This window comes from Capnocytophaga sp. oral taxon 380 str. F0488 (assembly GCF_000318255.2).
Taxonomy (GTDB): Bacteria; Bacteroidota; Bacteroidia; order Flavobacteriales; family Flavobacteriaceae; genus Capnocytophaga; species Capnocytophaga ochracea.
Genome location: NZ_KB291228.1, coordinates 10,265 through 24,893, shown reverse-complemented (window position 1 = coordinate 24,893; position 14,629 = coordinate 10,265). Strand labels below are relative to the sequence as shown.

Annotated in this window: 16 protein-coding genes; 10 read left to right on the top strand and 6 right to left on the bottom strand. The window is 39.9% G+C overall.

Annotated elements, in window-relative coordinates:
* Positions 1-167 precede the first annotated feature (167 nt).
* The 3 genes from HMPREF9078_RS09305 to HMPREF9078_RS09295 all read left to right on the top strand — a co-directional run bounded on the left by HMPREF9078_RS09305 (position 168) and on the right by HMPREF9078_RS09295 (position 2,041).
* Positions 168-998, top strand: a complete 831-nt coding sequence (locus HMPREF9078_RS09305; protein ID WP_009420440.1) for a TerC family protein — start codon at positions 168-170, stop codon at positions 996-998.
* A 256-nt stretch (positions 999-1,254) separates the two neighbouring features.
* The gene (locus HMPREF9078_RS09300) at positions 1,255-1,530 is read left to right on the top strand and encodes a hypothetical protein (protein ID WP_009420439.1); all 276 of its coding nucleotides are present in this window, start codon (positions 1,255-1,257) and stop codon (positions 1,528-1,530) included.
* Entirely contained in the window at positions 1,517-2,041 is a 525-nt protein-coding gene (locus tag HMPREF9078_RS09295; RefSeq protein ID WP_009420438.1) for a hypothetical protein, read from the top strand. The genes HMPREF9078_RS09300 and HMPREF9078_RS09295 overlap by 14 nt, the downstream gene beginning before the upstream one ends.
* 118 nt (positions 2,042-2,159) lie before the next feature.
* Here HMPREF9078_RS09295 and HMPREF9078_RS09290 read toward each other — a convergent pair whose 3' ends face one another.
* Positions 2,160-2,714: a hypothetical protein gene (locus tag HMPREF9078_RS09290; protein ID WP_009420437.1), complete on the bottom strand. Its 555-nt coding sequence runs from the start codon at positions 2,712-2,714 to the stop codon at positions 2,160-2,162.
* 31 nt (positions 2,715-2,745) lie between these two features.
* Positions 2,746-3,309 carry a hypothetical protein gene (locus tag HMPREF9078_RS09285; protein WP_009420436.1) on the bottom strand — a complete coding sequence of 188 codons (564 nt, stop codon included), beginning with the start codon at positions 3,307-3,309 and terminating at the stop codon, positions 2,746-2,748.
* Positions 3,310-3,446: 137 nt separating this feature from the next.
* Here HMPREF9078_RS09285 and HMPREF9078_RS09280 point away from each other — a divergent pair, with 137 nt between their 5' ends.
* From HMPREF9078_RS09280 to sufD, 7 genes are all read left to right on the top strand, one after another.
* Entirely contained in the window at positions 3,447-3,818 is a 372-nt protein-coding gene (locus HMPREF9078_RS09280) for a helix-turn-helix domain-containing protein (RefSeq protein WP_009420435.1), read from the top strand.
* Positions 3,819-3,884: 66 nt separating this feature from the next.
* Positions 3,885-4,670 carry an SDR family NAD(P)-dependent oxidoreductase gene (locus tag HMPREF9078_RS09275; RefSeq protein WP_009420434.1) on the top strand — a complete coding sequence of 262 codons (786 nt, stop codon included), beginning with the start codon at positions 3,885-3,887 and terminating at the stop codon, positions 4,668-4,670.
* A 56-nt stretch (positions 4,671-4,726) separates the two neighbouring features.
* Positions 4,727-5,143, top strand: coding sequence for an EamA family transporter (locus HMPREF9078_RS09270; RefSeq protein WP_009420433.1), 417 nt, complete (start codon positions 4,727-4,729; stop codon positions 5,141-5,143).
* Positions 5,144-5,361: 218 nt separating this feature from the next.
* On the top strand, positions 5,362-6,297 hold the full coding sequence (locus HMPREF9078_RS09265; protein ID WP_009420432.1) for a hypothetical protein: 936 nt from the start codon (positions 5,362-5,364) through the stop codon (positions 6,295-6,297).
* Between the two features lie 57 nt (positions 6,298-6,354).
* Positions 6,355-7,092, top strand: a complete 738-nt coding sequence (sufC, locus tag HMPREF9078_RS09260) for a Fe-S cluster assembly ATPase SufC (protein WP_009420431.1) — start codon at positions 6,355-6,357, stop codon at positions 7,090-7,092.
* Positions 7,093-8,283, top strand: a complete 1,191-nt coding sequence (locus HMPREF9078_RS09255; RefSeq protein ID WP_232305337.1) for an immunity 26/phosphotriesterase HocA family protein — start codon at positions 7,093-7,095, stop codon at positions 8,281-8,283.
* 26 nt (positions 8,284-8,309) lie between these two features.
* Positions 8,310-9,629 (top strand): Fe-S cluster assembly protein SufD, encoded by a 1,320-nt coding sequence (gene sufD, locus HMPREF9078_RS09250; RefSeq protein ID WP_009420429.1) that lies wholly within the window; start codon positions 8,310-8,312, stop codon positions 9,627-9,629.
* Positions 9,630-9,709: 80 nt separating this feature from the next.
* Here sufD and purB read toward each other — a convergent pair whose 3' ends face one another.
* The 4 genes from purB to HMPREF9078_RS09230 form a co-directional block, all read right to left on the bottom strand.
* Positions 9,710-11,041, bottom strand: coding sequence for an adenylosuccinate lyase (purB, locus tag HMPREF9078_RS09245; RefSeq protein WP_009420428.1), 1,332 nt, complete (start codon positions 11,039-11,041; stop codon positions 9,710-9,712).
* Between the two features lie 46 nt (positions 11,042-11,087).
* Positions 11,088-12,215 carry a hypothetical protein gene (locus tag HMPREF9078_RS09240; protein ID WP_009420427.1) on the bottom strand — a complete coding sequence of 376 codons (1,128 nt, stop codon included), beginning with the start codon at positions 12,213-12,215 and terminating at the stop codon, positions 11,088-11,090.
* A gap of 3 nt (positions 12,216-12,218) precedes the next feature.
* The gene (locus HMPREF9078_RS09235) at positions 12,219-12,581 is read right to left on the bottom strand and encodes a hypothetical protein (protein ID WP_009420426.1); all 363 of its coding nucleotides are present in this window, start codon (positions 12,579-12,581) and stop codon (positions 12,219-12,221) included.
* Positions 12,582-12,649: 68 nt separating this feature from the next.
* The gene (locus HMPREF9078_RS09230) at positions 12,650-14,512 is read right to left on the bottom strand and encodes a M1 family metallopeptidase (RefSeq protein ID WP_009420425.1); all 1,863 of its coding nucleotides are present in this window, start codon (positions 14,510-14,512) and stop codon (positions 12,650-12,652) included.
* Positions 14,513-14,629: the final 117 nt, after the last annotated feature.

The following is a 14,629-nucleotide window of genomic DNA, read 5'->3' as shown; positions in this document are numbered from 1 at the left end:
AATTTGGAAATTAGCAAATTTGTGAGAGGAGTTTTGGGGGAGTATGGGGACGGGAAACTTTTCTTATAATTAAGGTGTAATTGAATAAGAATTTTACATTTTGGGCTTTGGGTTGTATTCATATTCAATTTTTGATTTATCTTTGCGTTTTAAAAACTAAAAATAAAATGGATTTTCTTTTTACTGCTGATGCCTTTGTGGCACTTATTACTCTTACGTTCCTCGAAATTGTATTGGGGATTGATAACGTGATATTTGTCTCTATCGTTACGGGTAAGCTGCCCGAACATCAACGTAAGCGCGCTACACGCTTAGGGCTTTTTTTGGCGATGTTTTTGCGCATTGCTCTTTTATTAGGCATTTCGTTTCTGATTAGGTTAAAAGACCCGCTTATCAGTCTTGACTGGGGGTGGTTTTCAGCTCATTTTAACGGGCAGGCTCTCATACTGCTTACGGGGGGTATCTTCCTGCTCTATAAATCGACTAAGGAAATTCACGCGAAAGTGAATCATATAGAACACGTTACACAATCGGATAACCCTAAGGGGCGACAACACGCTTCTTTCGGGGGAACTATTGTACAAATACTGTTGATAGACCTTATTTTCTCGATGGATAGTATTCTTACGGCGGTGGGAATGACCAGCGGGCTGACAGGGGCGATTTATATAATGATTACAGCGGTAGTGCTTTCGGTGGGCATAATGATGCTTTTTGCAAACCCTGTGGGCAACTTTGTAAACCGCAATCCTTCGATTCAGATATTGGCACTTTCGTTCTTGATACTCATTGGTTTTATGCTTATTACTGAGAGTATGCACCTATCGGAAGCGGTATTGGCAGGGCAAACGGTAGGCGCTGTGCCTAAGGGATACTTGTACTTTGCGATAGCGTTTTCGTTAGGGGTAGAGTTTCTGAATATGAGAATGAGGAAGTCTTCACCTTCAACCTCTCTCCCAAGTAGTGGCGAGCAAAGTGAAAAAGAGGTAGAAAAATGATGAATGGTTAGTGATGAATGGTTAATGGTTAGTGATAAGAGGAAGTGTATGTAGCTCACGCTATAGAAATTCGATAAAAAAATAAGCAAAAATAAAGGCTTTGCTCTTTTAGAGTCAAACAAAAATAGATTGTAAATGAATGGGCTTATCTCTTAGAGGACGATTTGCCAATCGCCCCTACGCATACCGAAAAGACGAGTGATTATAAGGTAATCAACTTTTTCAAAGGTCGTAACAAGACAGGGTGCGAGCTACAATGGAAGACTTTGAAGTACCCACAGGAGCAGTTGCCCATATAGAAAAACAATATACCGAACTTACCTCTCTCAGTTGGGAAGGACAACGCACCTTTACCGATGAAGATTTTAAGCTTGTGATAACACTCTCTATACACCGAGATACTGGAAAACCCACAGCTATCTTTATAGGGACTACCCAAAAAGCTCTTTTTGATAAACTATTAAATGATTTAAGTAGTTATGGTCTGCAATGGGATTACACTTCGTATGATGACGAAAATGAAAAACCTTAGAAAAGAATTACGCCCCGATTTTGCAACCGCAGAAAGGTTATACCCACTCGTGCTCAAACGCCTGCAAGACTACGAAGCCTTTTGGGATACTCAAAGTGAAGACACTCCCGAAGAAGTGTTTGAAAAAGAATACAAGGCGATGGAGCAATACCTCAGTGAGCTCACCGGTAAAGACCTTTCCAACACTTGGCTATGGGAATGGTGGGAAGGCAACGGCATTGAAGCTTTTGCCTTTGATTTGGCTATGCCTGACCCTGTAAAACACAACAACCTCACCCGAGAGGACATCGCAGCTTTTGTGCGTATCATCATAAACAATGAATTTGAGTGCGAAAACGATTTTCAAAGGGAGTTTATGCCTTATATGTTTTATAGCGATGGCTACTTCTTTCAGTTTTTAGAACTCAACTGTCCGCACTTTGACCCTACTGTGTTCAATACCACAAAAGATAAAGAGGGTAAGTATCACCAACCTACTGTAGAAGGGGTAATGAAAAAGATATGGAGATAAAAAACTTTGCCAAAGTTTTGAGACTTTAGCAAAGTTGGTTCTTATTATGATAGTAGGTTATTTTTTATAAGCTGTTCCTACCATATTCACATTGTTGATTGGAGTCATTGCAAAATTATCAACTGTAATAAGCACTATAGTAGCGCCTAATTTTGCAGCTTCTTTTTTTTAATTTTTTGGTTGCTTCATCACGCAGTTTAGATTGTTTTCCATAAAGTCTACTTGCTTCTGATGATACATCTCCCAAACGTGTTAATCCCTTAATATCTTCAGGATTTCGTGTAATAATAATATCTTCTTCTGATACTTTTTCACCTCTCACTTCTGCTTTTTGAGGAACTTTTTCTTCTTGTTGAGCAACTTCACCACTATAAGCAGTCCCTACCATATTCACATTATTGATAGGTGTCATCGCAAAATTATCAACAGTGATAAGTACTATAGTAGCACCTATTTTAGCCGCCTCTTGCTTGATTTTCTTAGTAGTTTCATCTCGTAATTTAGATTGTTTTCCATACAATCTACTGGTTTCGGCAGAGACATCATTCAAACGTTTTAATCCTTTTATATCTTCAGGATTACGAGTGATGATTACTTTTTCCCAATCATTATTGGTTTGAGCATACCCTATAAAAGACAAGGCAACAAATAGCATTAAAAATAGTTTCTTCATTGTTTTATATTTTATATACTTGTTTTAATTATTATTCTTTTTGAGCAATTCCTTTTGAAAGTCTGAGCATAGGAAGCACACTATGCGTTACCCAACCTTTATTTTCTGTTTTATCAAAGGTAAAGGTTCTCATATAGGTATCCTCCTTAGCTAAAAAAGATAGATTGTAGAAGGGAGTCCTTTCTTCTTTCTTAAAAATAGCCTTTACTTGCGCTTCATTTTGCATTACTATTTGTATTTCATCGGTTTTATCGAACACAAGGGTATAGGCTCGCATATAATAACCGTCATAACTTTTAGCAATTATAAAGGGCTGAGATTTGTCATTAAAAGTTATATCGTATGTATCATTACTAAGAGGTGAATCCGACTTTTTCATAGTGATATAACCTTCTTGAGCTAATTTTTCATAAGTAGCTAATTCTTCTTCAAGAATATATTTTCTTTCACCTGTAACTACACGTGCTACCCCATAAAAAGGAGTTGTTTCGGCTAAAGCTTCTTTTATTAGCTTGTCAGTTTTAGAAGTTGTTAGATTATCAGAACAAGACATTAATCCCATTCCAAAAATTAGAAATAATAGAAAGTTCTTCATTGTTTTATGGTTTTTAAATGATTTTTAACGGTGCAAAAGTAAGCGTTTAAAACAATATTCTATTTAAACTTTTTCAAAATATATTTTACTTTTTCGATAATATTTTTTACTTTTGCCTCTCAAATCATTAACTTATTATGATGAATATAGAAAATGTAATCAATAAAATTGTACAAGAGAGGACTAAAAAGGGGTATTCTTATGAGAATATGGCTGAGGAACTACACCTCTCTGTGCCTGCTTATCGCAAATTGGAAATAGGAGAAACTAAATTATCAGTAGAAAGACTTTTCCAAATTTCTATGGTATTAGAAATACCTGTAGGAGAATTACTCGATTTAGAAAAACAACAAATGGTACAAAATAACTATCATAATGATGCAGTATATCAACAAAAAATAGAACATTTTTACCAAGAAAACAAAGAAATAACAGAACAACTCATCAAATCCAAAGATGATTTAATTGCTCAATTGCAGAAAGAAATAGCCTATTTAAGAAAAGAATAATTTACCACTAACTTTTGCAAAGTGGAATATTCTAACACCAAACCTAACACTTAAATATCTAAACAAATGGAACTAAATCGTATCAAAGGAAAAATAGCTTTCATCTCGGGTGCCAGTAGTGGGATAGGTAAGGCGGTAGCCGAAAAGTTGGCGCAAATGGGCGTTAATTTGATTCTCTGCGCTCGTCGGGCTGAGGTGTTGGTAGAACTGAAAGCCCAACTCGAAAAAGAACACGTTGTGGAGGTCATAACCTTAGCTTTCGACGTGAGAAACTACCAAGAGGTGGCGAAAAATATCCAGTCCTTACCCGAAAAATGGCAAAAAATAGATATACTCATCAACAATGCGGGTTTGGCAATAGGATTGCAACACCTCTATACTTACGCCATAGAAGATATAGACCAGATGATTGACACTAATATCAAAGGGTTTACCTATATTGCCAATAGTGTGATTCCGCTAATGATTGCCACCGACAAGGTGGGGACGATAGTGAACGTCGGGTCGGTAGCGGGTGAGATAGCTTACCCCAATGGCAGTGTTTATTGTGCGACCAAGTTTGCCGTAAAAGCCCTCAGCGATGCGATGCGTATAGAGCTAATGGACAAGAAGCTGAAGGTAACGACCGTAAAACCAGGGTTGGTAGAGACCAATTTCAGCAAGGTGCGTTTCAAAGGCGATGAACAAAAAGCTGAGAATGTGTATAAGGGTATTACGCCCCTATATGCCGAAGATATAGCCGACACTATCGCCTATATCGTCAATCTGCCAGATAAAATACAAATCACCGATATTACTGTTACCCCGCTCCACCAAGCGGATGCCTTACATATTTATAAATTAGCAGATTAGATAATTTGCTAATTGCTAATTAGTAAATTATACTTACCTTTGTCACAAAATAACGTATGATGTGGTTCGTTTTTGCACTACTTTCGGCTATCTTTGCTGCTCTTACCGCTATTCTTGCCAAAATAGGCATTGAAGGGGTCAATTCTAATGTAGCGACCGCTATCCGCACAGTGGTAGTTGTGTTGCTGGCGTGGGTAATGGTTTTTATCACCCAAAGTCAACATAATATTGCCCAGATAAGCCAGCGCAGTTGGGTCTTTCTTATCCTCTCAGGAGTTGCCACAGGGGCATCGTGGTTGTGCTATTACAAAGCCCTGCAAATGGGTGAAACCACCAAAGTTGTTTCGGTAGATAAACTAAGTATCGCCATCACCTTTGTTTTGGCTATTATCTTCCTACACGAAGACTTCACCCTTAAATCGGTGATAGGTGTCTCACTCATTACCATAGGTACCTTAGTGATGATATGGTGAGAGTAGGAACGAAACGCTTGCACTAGCAGGACGGGCTAAATTTCCCCATAGAGAGGTTCTTAAAGAAATTAGGTTATTTACGATAAGTATAGGAGATGTCTGTACCACGTTTATATTACGTATGTGGCACGAATATAAGGAGGAGATAGGAGAAATATTTTTTGTATGTTACGTCAAAAAAGACTACCTTTGCTCCCTAATTTAATAAAAAAATCGTTATGAAAAAGCTGTTAATTTTAGCAAGTCTTGCTCTCATTGGAGTTGCTTGCCACAAAAGTGATGATGACAATAACAATAATAACAATAAAAAAACTCCTGACCCGTGGGAAGAAAAGACATTATTGCCTACTAAGTACATTATAGAGCGTTCAAAGGATGATATCTCCGAAATGGTTTACACCATAGAGGACGGATTTATTAAGGAAGCAAGAGAGTTCAAAACTTATCGTTCAAAGCGAAAGGAAGTCAAACATTTGATTATTAAGCCCCTAAAGGGTAAGAAACTTCCTGCCAGGATAGATATTGATAAAGACGGTATAGCTCAAGGAGTTGTAGAATTTAGTTTCAATGACCAAGACCAAATTACTGAAATTAGAAAAAGTAGAATAGGAAAGCATCCTATGTCTATTACTTTTGGCTACAAAGATGGAAAACTAAGTGAATTTTCTCCTTCAATCGTTTACAAAATTACCTACCCAGATGCCCATACTGTGGTGGCAACGAGTGCTTCTGGACACGACAGAAAAACCTATACTTTTAGTCCAGAAGGCAACTTGACAAAGAAAGTAAAAGATAAACTCAATGACGGAGGAGAAGTTTTTCTTAGAGAGACCTTTCAATATGAGTATGACCTGCAGAAGAAAAACCCAAAGAGAGACTTGCAAATACAACTTGTCACGTTAGCAAACACTCCTTTAGATAAGTACATCTTTTATGAGCTTTATGAAGCCACTAATAGCAAAAACCTTGTAGTAAAACAAACTAAACTAACCCAAGTACAAAAAGACCCTAACAACCCCAGCTTAGGACTTACTACAGGCACTCCATATTTAACTGAATATAAAAATGAAGCTAATAATCCGCAAGGTTACGCTACTAAAATTACCGAAGTGATGATGGGATATGATAGTACTATTGAAAAATATGAGTACTAATACAAGCTCTATCATACTTTATAGTTAGAAGAGAAGTATCACTAAACTCAATTAAGAATGTTAATAATAAAAAATCTCCACGCAGGTGTGGACGGCAAAGAAATCCTTAAAGGAATTGACTTAGAAATAAAAGCAGGCGAAGTACACGCTATTATGGGACCTAATGGAGCGGGCAAATCTACCCTTTCGGCGGTGATTGCGGGTAACGAAAACTTTGAGGTAACAGAGGGTGATATCCTCCTCAATGGCGAAAGTCTGTTAGAAGATGCCCCCGAAGAGCGCGCACATAAAGGCATCTTTATGTCTTTCCAATACCCTGTAGAAATCCCTGGAATATCAGTAACCAACTTCATCAAAACTGCTATCAATGAGAGTCGCAAGGCACAAGGATTACCCGATATGCCTGCTGCTGAACTTCTCAAAAAAATACGCGAAAAAGCCGCCCTTCTAGAAATCAACCCCGACTTCCTTTCGCGTTCCCTTAACCAAGGTTTTTCGGGCGGAGAGAAGAAACGCAACGAAATCTTCCAAATGGCAATGCTCGAACCTAAAATTGCTATTTTAGACGAGACCGACTCTGGTCTTGATATCGACGCCCTACGCATTGTAGCTAATGGGGTGAATAAACTCAAAAGCAAAGACAACGCTGTGCTTGTTATCACCCACTACCAACGCCTTTTAGACTACATCGTCCCCGATTACGTACACGTACTTTCCGATGGTAAAATCGTAAAAACAGGCGACAAAACCCTCGCCTTAGAATTGGAAGCAAAAGGCTATGATTGGCTGAAATAATTGAACTTACCCAAGGCTTGCACAATGTTTGAACTCAACAACGAACAACGTAGATATGTAGGCTTAGACCCTATATTACCTCATTGGGATAGGGTTTTATTGGCAGGCGACAAACACCGCCCTGAGAGTATATTGTATTTTGACGGCGACATCATCAAAAGGCATATCATCTCCACAAAGGAAAAATATATTGAAAAACAATACGAGGAAGCGACCCGCAATCGTGAGATGTTATTGCCTAAAACAAGAAAAGGTAAAGAAGTACCTCTGCAAGCCAATCATTTTGAGAAGCGTACCCCTATAGGTGTTTCTGTTGAACTCAAGAATGATAACATATATATAGCAAGTTATACTTCCGAAACCACTTTTTACAACAGTCATTGGGATAAACCTTCCGATAGAAAACAAACCTCTATCCCCCAGCAAATAGCCGATTTTATCGCCCAATCACCAGCAAATCATTTAGAGGAAATAGCCGAATTTAAACAACAGAAACGCAAGCACGTAAAATTCAAAAAAGGCGATATTTTCTGTTTTAAGCTCAATCGTACCCAATACGGATTTGGTAGGGTGTTATTAGATGTTTATAAGGTAGAAAAAGAGAATATCATACCTAAAAATCACTTTTGGAGGTTTTTATTTGGTCGTCCAGTGATGATACAGTTTTTCGTATATGCTTCTGATACTAAAAATATTCCTATAGAGGTATTGCAACAGCAAAAAGTACTGCCCTGCAATGTAATGATGGACAACAAACTGTTCTACGGGGAATATGAAATTATAGGCAATGCTCCTATACCCGATGAAGAATACGACTTTCCTATCAACTTTGAAAACGATGGTTCTATGCTATATGGAGCCCCTAAGTACATATTGCAATGGGGATTGATACAATTAGGAATGAGTGAAACTGCTTTTGATGAAAGAGCCGAAAAACTCAAAACACTTACCGATGATTTGGATTATAACAATAGAGGAAATGGTATTTCGCCACAGTTGTTCAGAAACTGTGATTTACAAGAGGTGCTAAGTGGCAAAGCGTTAGGATGGCGAAAGAGAGACTTGAGAGCTCCTTTTAACAAAAAAGTAAAAGATGAAATTCTCACTATCTTTGGTCTTGATCCAACAGTAAGCTATGCCTCCAATTGCAAAAAAATAGGTTTGCCCTTACCAAGTGAATTAAAAGATTAACAAATGAGCTAATGAGCTAACAACTAATGAACAAACCACTAATGACTAATTTAAAAGAAAAATGGGTAGCTACTTTTGAGCAGTTCCCACATAAAGGTGATATATTAAAAGACATTCGCAAAGAAGCCCTCAGTTTCTTTGCCGAAAAAGGTTTCCCGCATAAAAAAGTAGAAGCGTGGAAATACACCTCACTCTCTAATCTCCAAGCTACTGATTACAGCTTGTGGCAACCTATTCACAATAAAACAACCCTCTCACCCGAAGTGTTACATAAGTACGCTATCGCGGATTGTTATGTGCTTGTATTTGTAAACGGCTATTACTGCCCCGAAATGTCGAGCAAAGAGCTCACAGGCGTTACTGTTACACCCCTATTAGAAGCATTACACAAGGGTGGAGAAGCCTTTATCAAAAAATACTTCAATGTCAATACCGAAAAAGGCGATGTATTCACAGCCCTCAACACGACTTTTGCCTCAGAAGGGATATATATAGAAGTACCTAAGGGAAGAGTGGTAGATAAACCCATACAGTTGCTGTATTTCAACGACAGAAAAGAAACCACTTGCTACCAACCACGCAATATTATTGCAGTGGGAGAGAATGCACAGCTCAAAGTTATTGAAGTTCACCAAAACTTATCGGATACTGCTACGGCAATCCTTACCAATGCGGTAACCGAAGTGTTTGTAGCCAAAGAGGCTTTTCTTGATTATTACAAATTGCAAAACGATAGTCTTACCGCTTCTCTTATTGATAACACCTATATTTCGCAAGAGGCAAACAGCCACGCCAGCGTGCATACCTTCTCGTTTGGTGGGACACTCACTCGCAACAACCTTAATTTCTATCACCAAGGCGAGCATTTGGAATCTACCCTCAAAGGATTGAGTATCCTCAAAGGCACGCAACACACCGACCATTATACGCTGGTGAACCACGCTTGCCCTAATTGTGAGAGTCATCAAGATTATAAGAGTATCGTAAGTGATGAAGCAACCAATGTGTTCAACGGTAAGATAATGGTGGAGCAAATCGCCCAGAAAACGAATGCTTATCAGCAGAACGACAATATCCTCCTCTCCGATAAGGCAACGGTATACACCAAGCCCCAACTCGAAATCTTCGCCGATGATGTGAAGTGCTCACACGGCTGTACCGTAGGCTCTCTCAGTGCAGACTCCTTGTTCTATTTGCAAACACGTGGGATAGGCAAAAAAGAAGCTTCTGCCTTACTCACCTATGCTTTTGCAAATACCGTATTGGAGAGCGTAAGCATTCCAGCCCTTTCGGAGTATATCAATCGTATTATTGCTGAAAAATTAGGGGTAACCGTAGATTTTTAAGAGAAGAAGTATTAATAAAAAAGAAAAGCCTACTTGAAATTTCAAGTAGGCTTTTCTTTTTGAATATTGTGACTGTTGTTTTAAACTCCTGTGTAGTTCTCGGGGGTGATGACTTTTAGTTCTGCCTTTACATCTTCATTTACTTCCAAGGTATCGATGAAGTTGCTGATAGTCTCGGCTGTGATAGCTGTATTGGTGCGCGTGAGGGCTTTGAGGGCTTCATAGGGATTAGGATAGCCTTCACGACGCAAAATCGTTTGGATAGCCTCGGCTACTACTGCCCAATGGTCTTCTAAATCTTCACGGATTTTATCCTCATTTAAAAGAAGTTTATTGAGTCCTTTGAGAGTAGATTGCAGGGCTATGAGTATATGACCAAAAGGCACCCCTACATTGCGCAATACAGTACTATCGGTGAGGTCGCGTTGTAGACGGGAAATAGGTAATTTCGCCGATAAATGCTCTAAAAGAGCGTTGGCTATGCCTAAATTACCTTCGGAGTTTTCAAAATCAATAGGGTTTACCTTATGAGGCATAGCCGAAGAGCCTACCTCGCCAGCTTTTATCTGTTGTTTGAAGTAATCCATAGAGATATATGTCCAAACATCGCGGTTTAAATCGATGAGAATCGTATTGATGCGTTTGAGAGCATCGAAAAGAGCGGCTAAATGGTCGTAATGCTCAATTTGGGTAGTGGGAAAAGAATGGTGCAAGCCTAATATTTCCTCTACAAAGCGGGTGCCGAAAGCCTTCCAATCGATATTAGGATAGGCTACTTTATGAGCGTTGTAGTTACCGGTAGCTCCCCCAAACTTGGCAGCATAAGGCACTGCTATAAGGGTTTGTAACTGCTGTTCTATACGAACGACAAACACCTCGAACTCCTTGCCTAAACGTGTAGGGGATGCCGGCTGACCGTGAGTGCGCGCCAGTAGAGGGATATCTTTCCATTGGGTTACTAAACTTCTCAGTTTGCTAAGCAATTGCTCCAAGTCAGGCAAATACACTTGTTGTACAGCTTCCTTGATGCTAAGTGGAATAGCGGTATTGTTGATATCCTGAGAGGTGAGACCAAAGTGGATAAACTCCTTGTATTTTTCTAATTGCAGTTTATCAAAAGCCTTTTTAATGAAATATTCAACCGCTTTTACATCGTGATTGGTAGTTTGCTCTATTTCTTTTACTTTTAGAGCTTCCTCTTCAGTGAAATTTTGGTAGAGTTTCCTCAAATCGGTATATTTTTCCTTAGGAAAATTGGCGAGTTGAGGCAAGGGGAGTTCGCATAGAGCGATAAAGTACTCTACTTCCACTTGTACGCGATAACGAATGAGTGCCATTTCGGAGAAGAAAGGCACAAGGGAGGTCGTTTTATCGGCATAACGACCATCGATGGGGGAAATTGCGGTTAACATAATTTCAAATTAGAAAATTAGCAGATTAGAAAATTAGAAAATTGTCTCATTGCTTAGTGTGTAACAATCTTGTAAGTTTAATGGCTAAATCGGTGAAAATAACTTTGCCATTGCCATTGCGCTCTACGTGTAACTGGGCTTCTTCGAGGAGGTTGTGTATTGCCTCGATATTACCGCCATGAATAAAAGGGGCAAATTTGGCAAGTTGGAAAGTAGGGTCGGCGAATTGTATATACACCAAATTAGAGGCGGTATAGTTCAGTAGGAATGCCTGGCGGAATACCTCAGCGCAGTATTGCAAAAACTGTTTTTGCGCCTCCCGCCCTACGGTATTGATTTCGTCACTCCACTGCAAGAGTCCTTGTATAGAGGCTTTGTTACCACGCGCGCGGTAGGCAGTACGCACCCACGCAATAAACCAACGCTCAAAGATGGCTTCTTCGCTTTCTTTGTTGTTCATCAGTTGGAGGGCTTTGTTGAAGTTTCCTTGAGCGCGTAGGGCTATTTTGGTCGCTTCGGCATCAGCTAAACCACGTTCTACGAGGGCTTCTTTAATAGCATTCTCACTTAGGGGCGGAAAACGCAGGATTTGGCAACGTGATTTGATAGTGTCTAATAGGGCATTTTCATCTTCTACCACCAAGAGAAAGACTGTTTTATCGGCGGGTTCTTCGAGGAGTTTGAGGAGCTTGTTAGAGGCTTCGGCATTCATCTTCTCTGCCATCCAGATAATCATTACCTTATAACCACCTTCAAATGATTTCAGAGCTAACTTATTGGTAATCTCTTTAGCCTCATTTACCCCTATGTTGGCTTGTTTTTTCTCTATACCAAGGAACACGAGCCAATCAAAAAGGGAACCATAAGGCTGTTCTTTTACAAAAGCGCGCCATTCGTCCATAAAGAGAGCACTAATAGGGTCTTTTTTCACCTTGTCATTAATAGCTGTGGGGAAAGCAAAATGGAGGTCGGGGTGAGCGAGTTGGGCGCATTGAGCCTTTGCCTTGGGGTTATCGTGCGAAAGAATGAGAGTCGCGTAGGCGATTGCCATTGGCAGAGCGCCTTGTCCTTCGCCTGCCACAAATAATTGAGCGTGTGGAATGCGACCTGCTTCCACACTGGCTTGCAAATAGTTCTTTATTGTATCGTATCCTAAAATATTTTTAAAATCCATTTGTTATTTTCTTCTGAAAAGCACTTGATTAAAGCTACTAACTCTACTGCGGTCTTGTTGCGTCATAATGGCATAAACAGTCCAAGGAATTAGTAAATAACCCCCAATGATAATATAATCACGTCCAGCAAAAGCATAGATAAGTGCGGGTACTCCCAAAATAAGAATAATTAAGGCTACTATTTGTCCTATTTTTGAGGGTTTAGCATAAAAATCATTAGGCTCATAATTATATCGGCGGTTGCAGTTCTTGCAGACCAGCAAATTTTCTTCACCTTCTCGCATAGCAAACTCTACACGGTCAGCTGCTTCTGTACTGTATGCTATTTCTTTAGCGCAATGCTTACATTTAGTATATACTTTCATAGTTGGTAAGAATTAGTACTTTGTGATTTTCGAACACCCTCTTGTATAATGTGATGTAAATGATACTTCTATTTCTTATAAATATTATTTTCCCTGTTGATATCTACACTTCTGTTATTAGGGTCTAATACTATACTCTGGATATTGTTCAAAGGCATATCGAGTTCAAAAGTGTAGGTAAGGTTACCCCAACCCCAAGCAGGAACTACCGTACGGGGATAATTAGGGTAAGTGTTTGGTTTTTCGCCGTAAGTCATTCGCAAGGGCACATATACGTATTGGGTTTTACCAGCTTTATCGGTTACAAAAAGGTCGATAGAAAGAGGCAGGCGTTCTAAGCGTTTGAGGGTAATTGCCGTTTTATTTCCTTTGGCTTCTACCTTGTCGATAGCGTAATCGGCTACGTGGTCAGTTTGCATAAACTCATTGAGGAACCATTGCAATTGCATTCCTGATACTTTTTCGGCTATGCGAATAAAATCATTGGGGGTTGGATTCTTGAAAGCATATTCTCGGTAGTAGCGTTTGAGAGTTTTCATCAGTGCTTCGTTACCCATTAGATAATCTAACTGAGTGAGGAAGAGTTGTCCTTTGTAGTAAGCGGCAATACTATAAGCGTAGTTCGTCGCATAACGGTCGGAATGAGTGATGGTAGGTTCTTGTAACCCCGATTTTACTAAGTTTAGGTAGCCGTTGTAGGCTTTATTAAAGGGATAGTTGGTTGCAGGAATGAGGTGCAACACTTGTTGTTCGGCAAGTGTTTGGATATAGGAGGTAAACCCTTCGTCCATCCACGGATAAGCTGCCTCATCGGTAGCTAAGAGGTGTTGAAACCAAGCGTGAGCCAGTTCGTGAATGGCGGTGCCTACTAAACTCTCGTATTTCTTACCGCCTTCCATAAGGGTACACATTGCATACTCCATACCACCATCGCCTCCTTGAATGAAAGAGTATTGAGGCCAAGGATATTTGCCTATAAGTGTATTGAAATAATCGAATACTTTGAGCATATCGGGCTGGATACGCTTCCAATTCTCTGGATATTTTTTATAGAAGAAGTGTATGGTCTTACCGTCGGTGAGAGTGTGCTTATCGTGAGTAAACTGAGGGTCGGCAGCCCAAGTGAAATCGTGTACACGTTCGGCTATAAAATGCCACGTTTTGGTTTTAGCTTTGGTTTGGGGTATTTTTACGCCCTTATCTTCATAACCACAGCCCATTTCGTTAGGATTTTGCAACACGCCTGAACCTGCTACCACATAGGTTTTGTCGAGGGTGATTTTTACATCGAAGTTACCCCAAACGCCGTAGAACTCACGACCTAAGTATTCGGTAGTATGCCAACCTTGATGATCGTAAGCTACCATTTTAGGGTACCATTGTGCCATTGAAAGCGCTACGCCATCGGGGCTATTACGACCTGCACGACGTATCATTACGGGCACTTGACCTTCAAAGGTCATATCGAGTACTGTTTTGCTGTGAGGTAGAATAGGGGTGGGGAGGGTTACTTTTAGGATTGTACTTTCGTGAGAGAAGGTAGCTTTTTGTCCGTCCTGACTCATAGCCGTAATGCGCAATAGTCCGATTTCAGAAGGTGAGAGTTTGGCTATACGACTCTCGTAAATGGGGTTTTTATCGGTGCCGAGATTGTTAGCCATACGTCTATCGGGGTCGGGGATGGATTGCAGTTTGCTATCCATTTCGCTATTTGGCTGAAAAGCGTTGAAATAGAGGTGGTAGAATACTACGCGTAGGGTATCGGGAGAGTTATTGGTATACGTGAGTTTTTGGGTGCCTTTATACTGAAAGTTTTTCACGTCCATCGTTACGTTCATTTGATAATCAGCTTGTTGTTGCCAAGGGTTATCTTGGGCTATTGCATTCAGCGTAAAAGCGAAAATAGAGAGTGCTAAGAGTATTTTTCTCATTATTATATTCTATTGATAGTTATTGAAAGTGCAAAGGTACGAAGTAATTAGCAAATTAACAAGTCGTGGCACGACGGGCAGGTGGAAAATGAGGAAATGAGGTGCGAGCCGCACAGG

Excerpts from the sequence above, each read along its gene's own strand:
- HMPREF9078_RS09305 (WP_009420440.1), top strand. The coding sequence starts at position 168 with ATGGATTTTCTTTTTACTGCTGATGCCTTTGTGGCACTTATTACTCTT.
- HMPREF9078_RS09300 (WP_009420439.1), top strand. The coding sequence starts at position 1,255 with ATGGAAGACTTTGAAGTACCCACAGGAGCAGTTGCCCATATAGAAAAA.
- HMPREF9078_RS09295 (WP_009420438.1), top strand. The coding sequence starts at position 1,517 with ATGAAAAACCTTAGAAAAGAATTACGCCCCGATTTTGCAACCGCAGAA.
- HMPREF9078_RS09290 (WP_009420437.1), bottom strand. The coding sequence starts at position 2,714 with ATGAAGAAACTATTTTTAATGCTATTTGTTGCCTTGTCTTTTATAGGG.
- HMPREF9078_RS09285 (WP_009420436.1), bottom strand. The coding sequence starts at position 3,309 with ATGAAGAACTTTCTATTATTTCTAATTTTTGGAATGGGATTAATGTCT.
- HMPREF9078_RS09280 (WP_009420435.1), top strand. The coding sequence starts at position 3,447 with ATGATGAATATAGAAAATGTAATCAATAAAATTGTACAAGAGAGGACT.
- HMPREF9078_RS09275 (WP_009420434.1), top strand. The coding sequence starts at position 3,885 with ATGGAACTAAATCGTATCAAAGGAAAAATAGCTTTCATCTCGGGTGCC.
- HMPREF9078_RS09270 (WP_009420433.1), top strand. The coding sequence starts at position 4,727 with ATGATGTGGTTCGTTTTTGCACTACTTTCGGCTATCTTTGCTGCTCTT.
- HMPREF9078_RS09265 (WP_009420432.1), top strand. The coding sequence starts at position 5,362 with ATGAAAAAGCTGTTAATTTTAGCAAGTCTTGCTCTCATTGGAGTTGCT.
- sufC (WP_009420431.1), top strand. The coding sequence starts at position 6,355 with ATGTTAATAATAAAAAATCTCCACGCAGGTGTGGACGGCAAAGAAATC.
- sufD (WP_009420429.1), top strand. The coding sequence starts at position 8,310 with ATGAACAAACCACTAATGACTAATTTAAAAGAAAAATGGGTAGCTACT.
- purB (WP_009420428.1), bottom strand. The coding sequence starts at position 11,041 with ATGTTAACCGCAATTTCCCCCATCGATGGTCGTTATGCCGATAAAACG.
- HMPREF9078_RS09240 (WP_009420427.1), bottom strand. The coding sequence starts at position 12,215 with ATGGATTTTAAAAATATTTTAGGATACGATACAATAAAGAACTATTTG.
- HMPREF9078_RS09235 (WP_009420426.1), bottom strand. The coding sequence starts at position 12,581 with ATGAAAGTATATACTAAATGTAAGCATTGCGCTAAAGAAATAGCATAC.
- HMPREF9078_RS09230 (WP_009420425.1), bottom strand. The coding sequence starts at position 14,512 with ATGAGAAAAATACTCTTAGCACTCTCTATTTTCGCTTTTACGCTGAAT.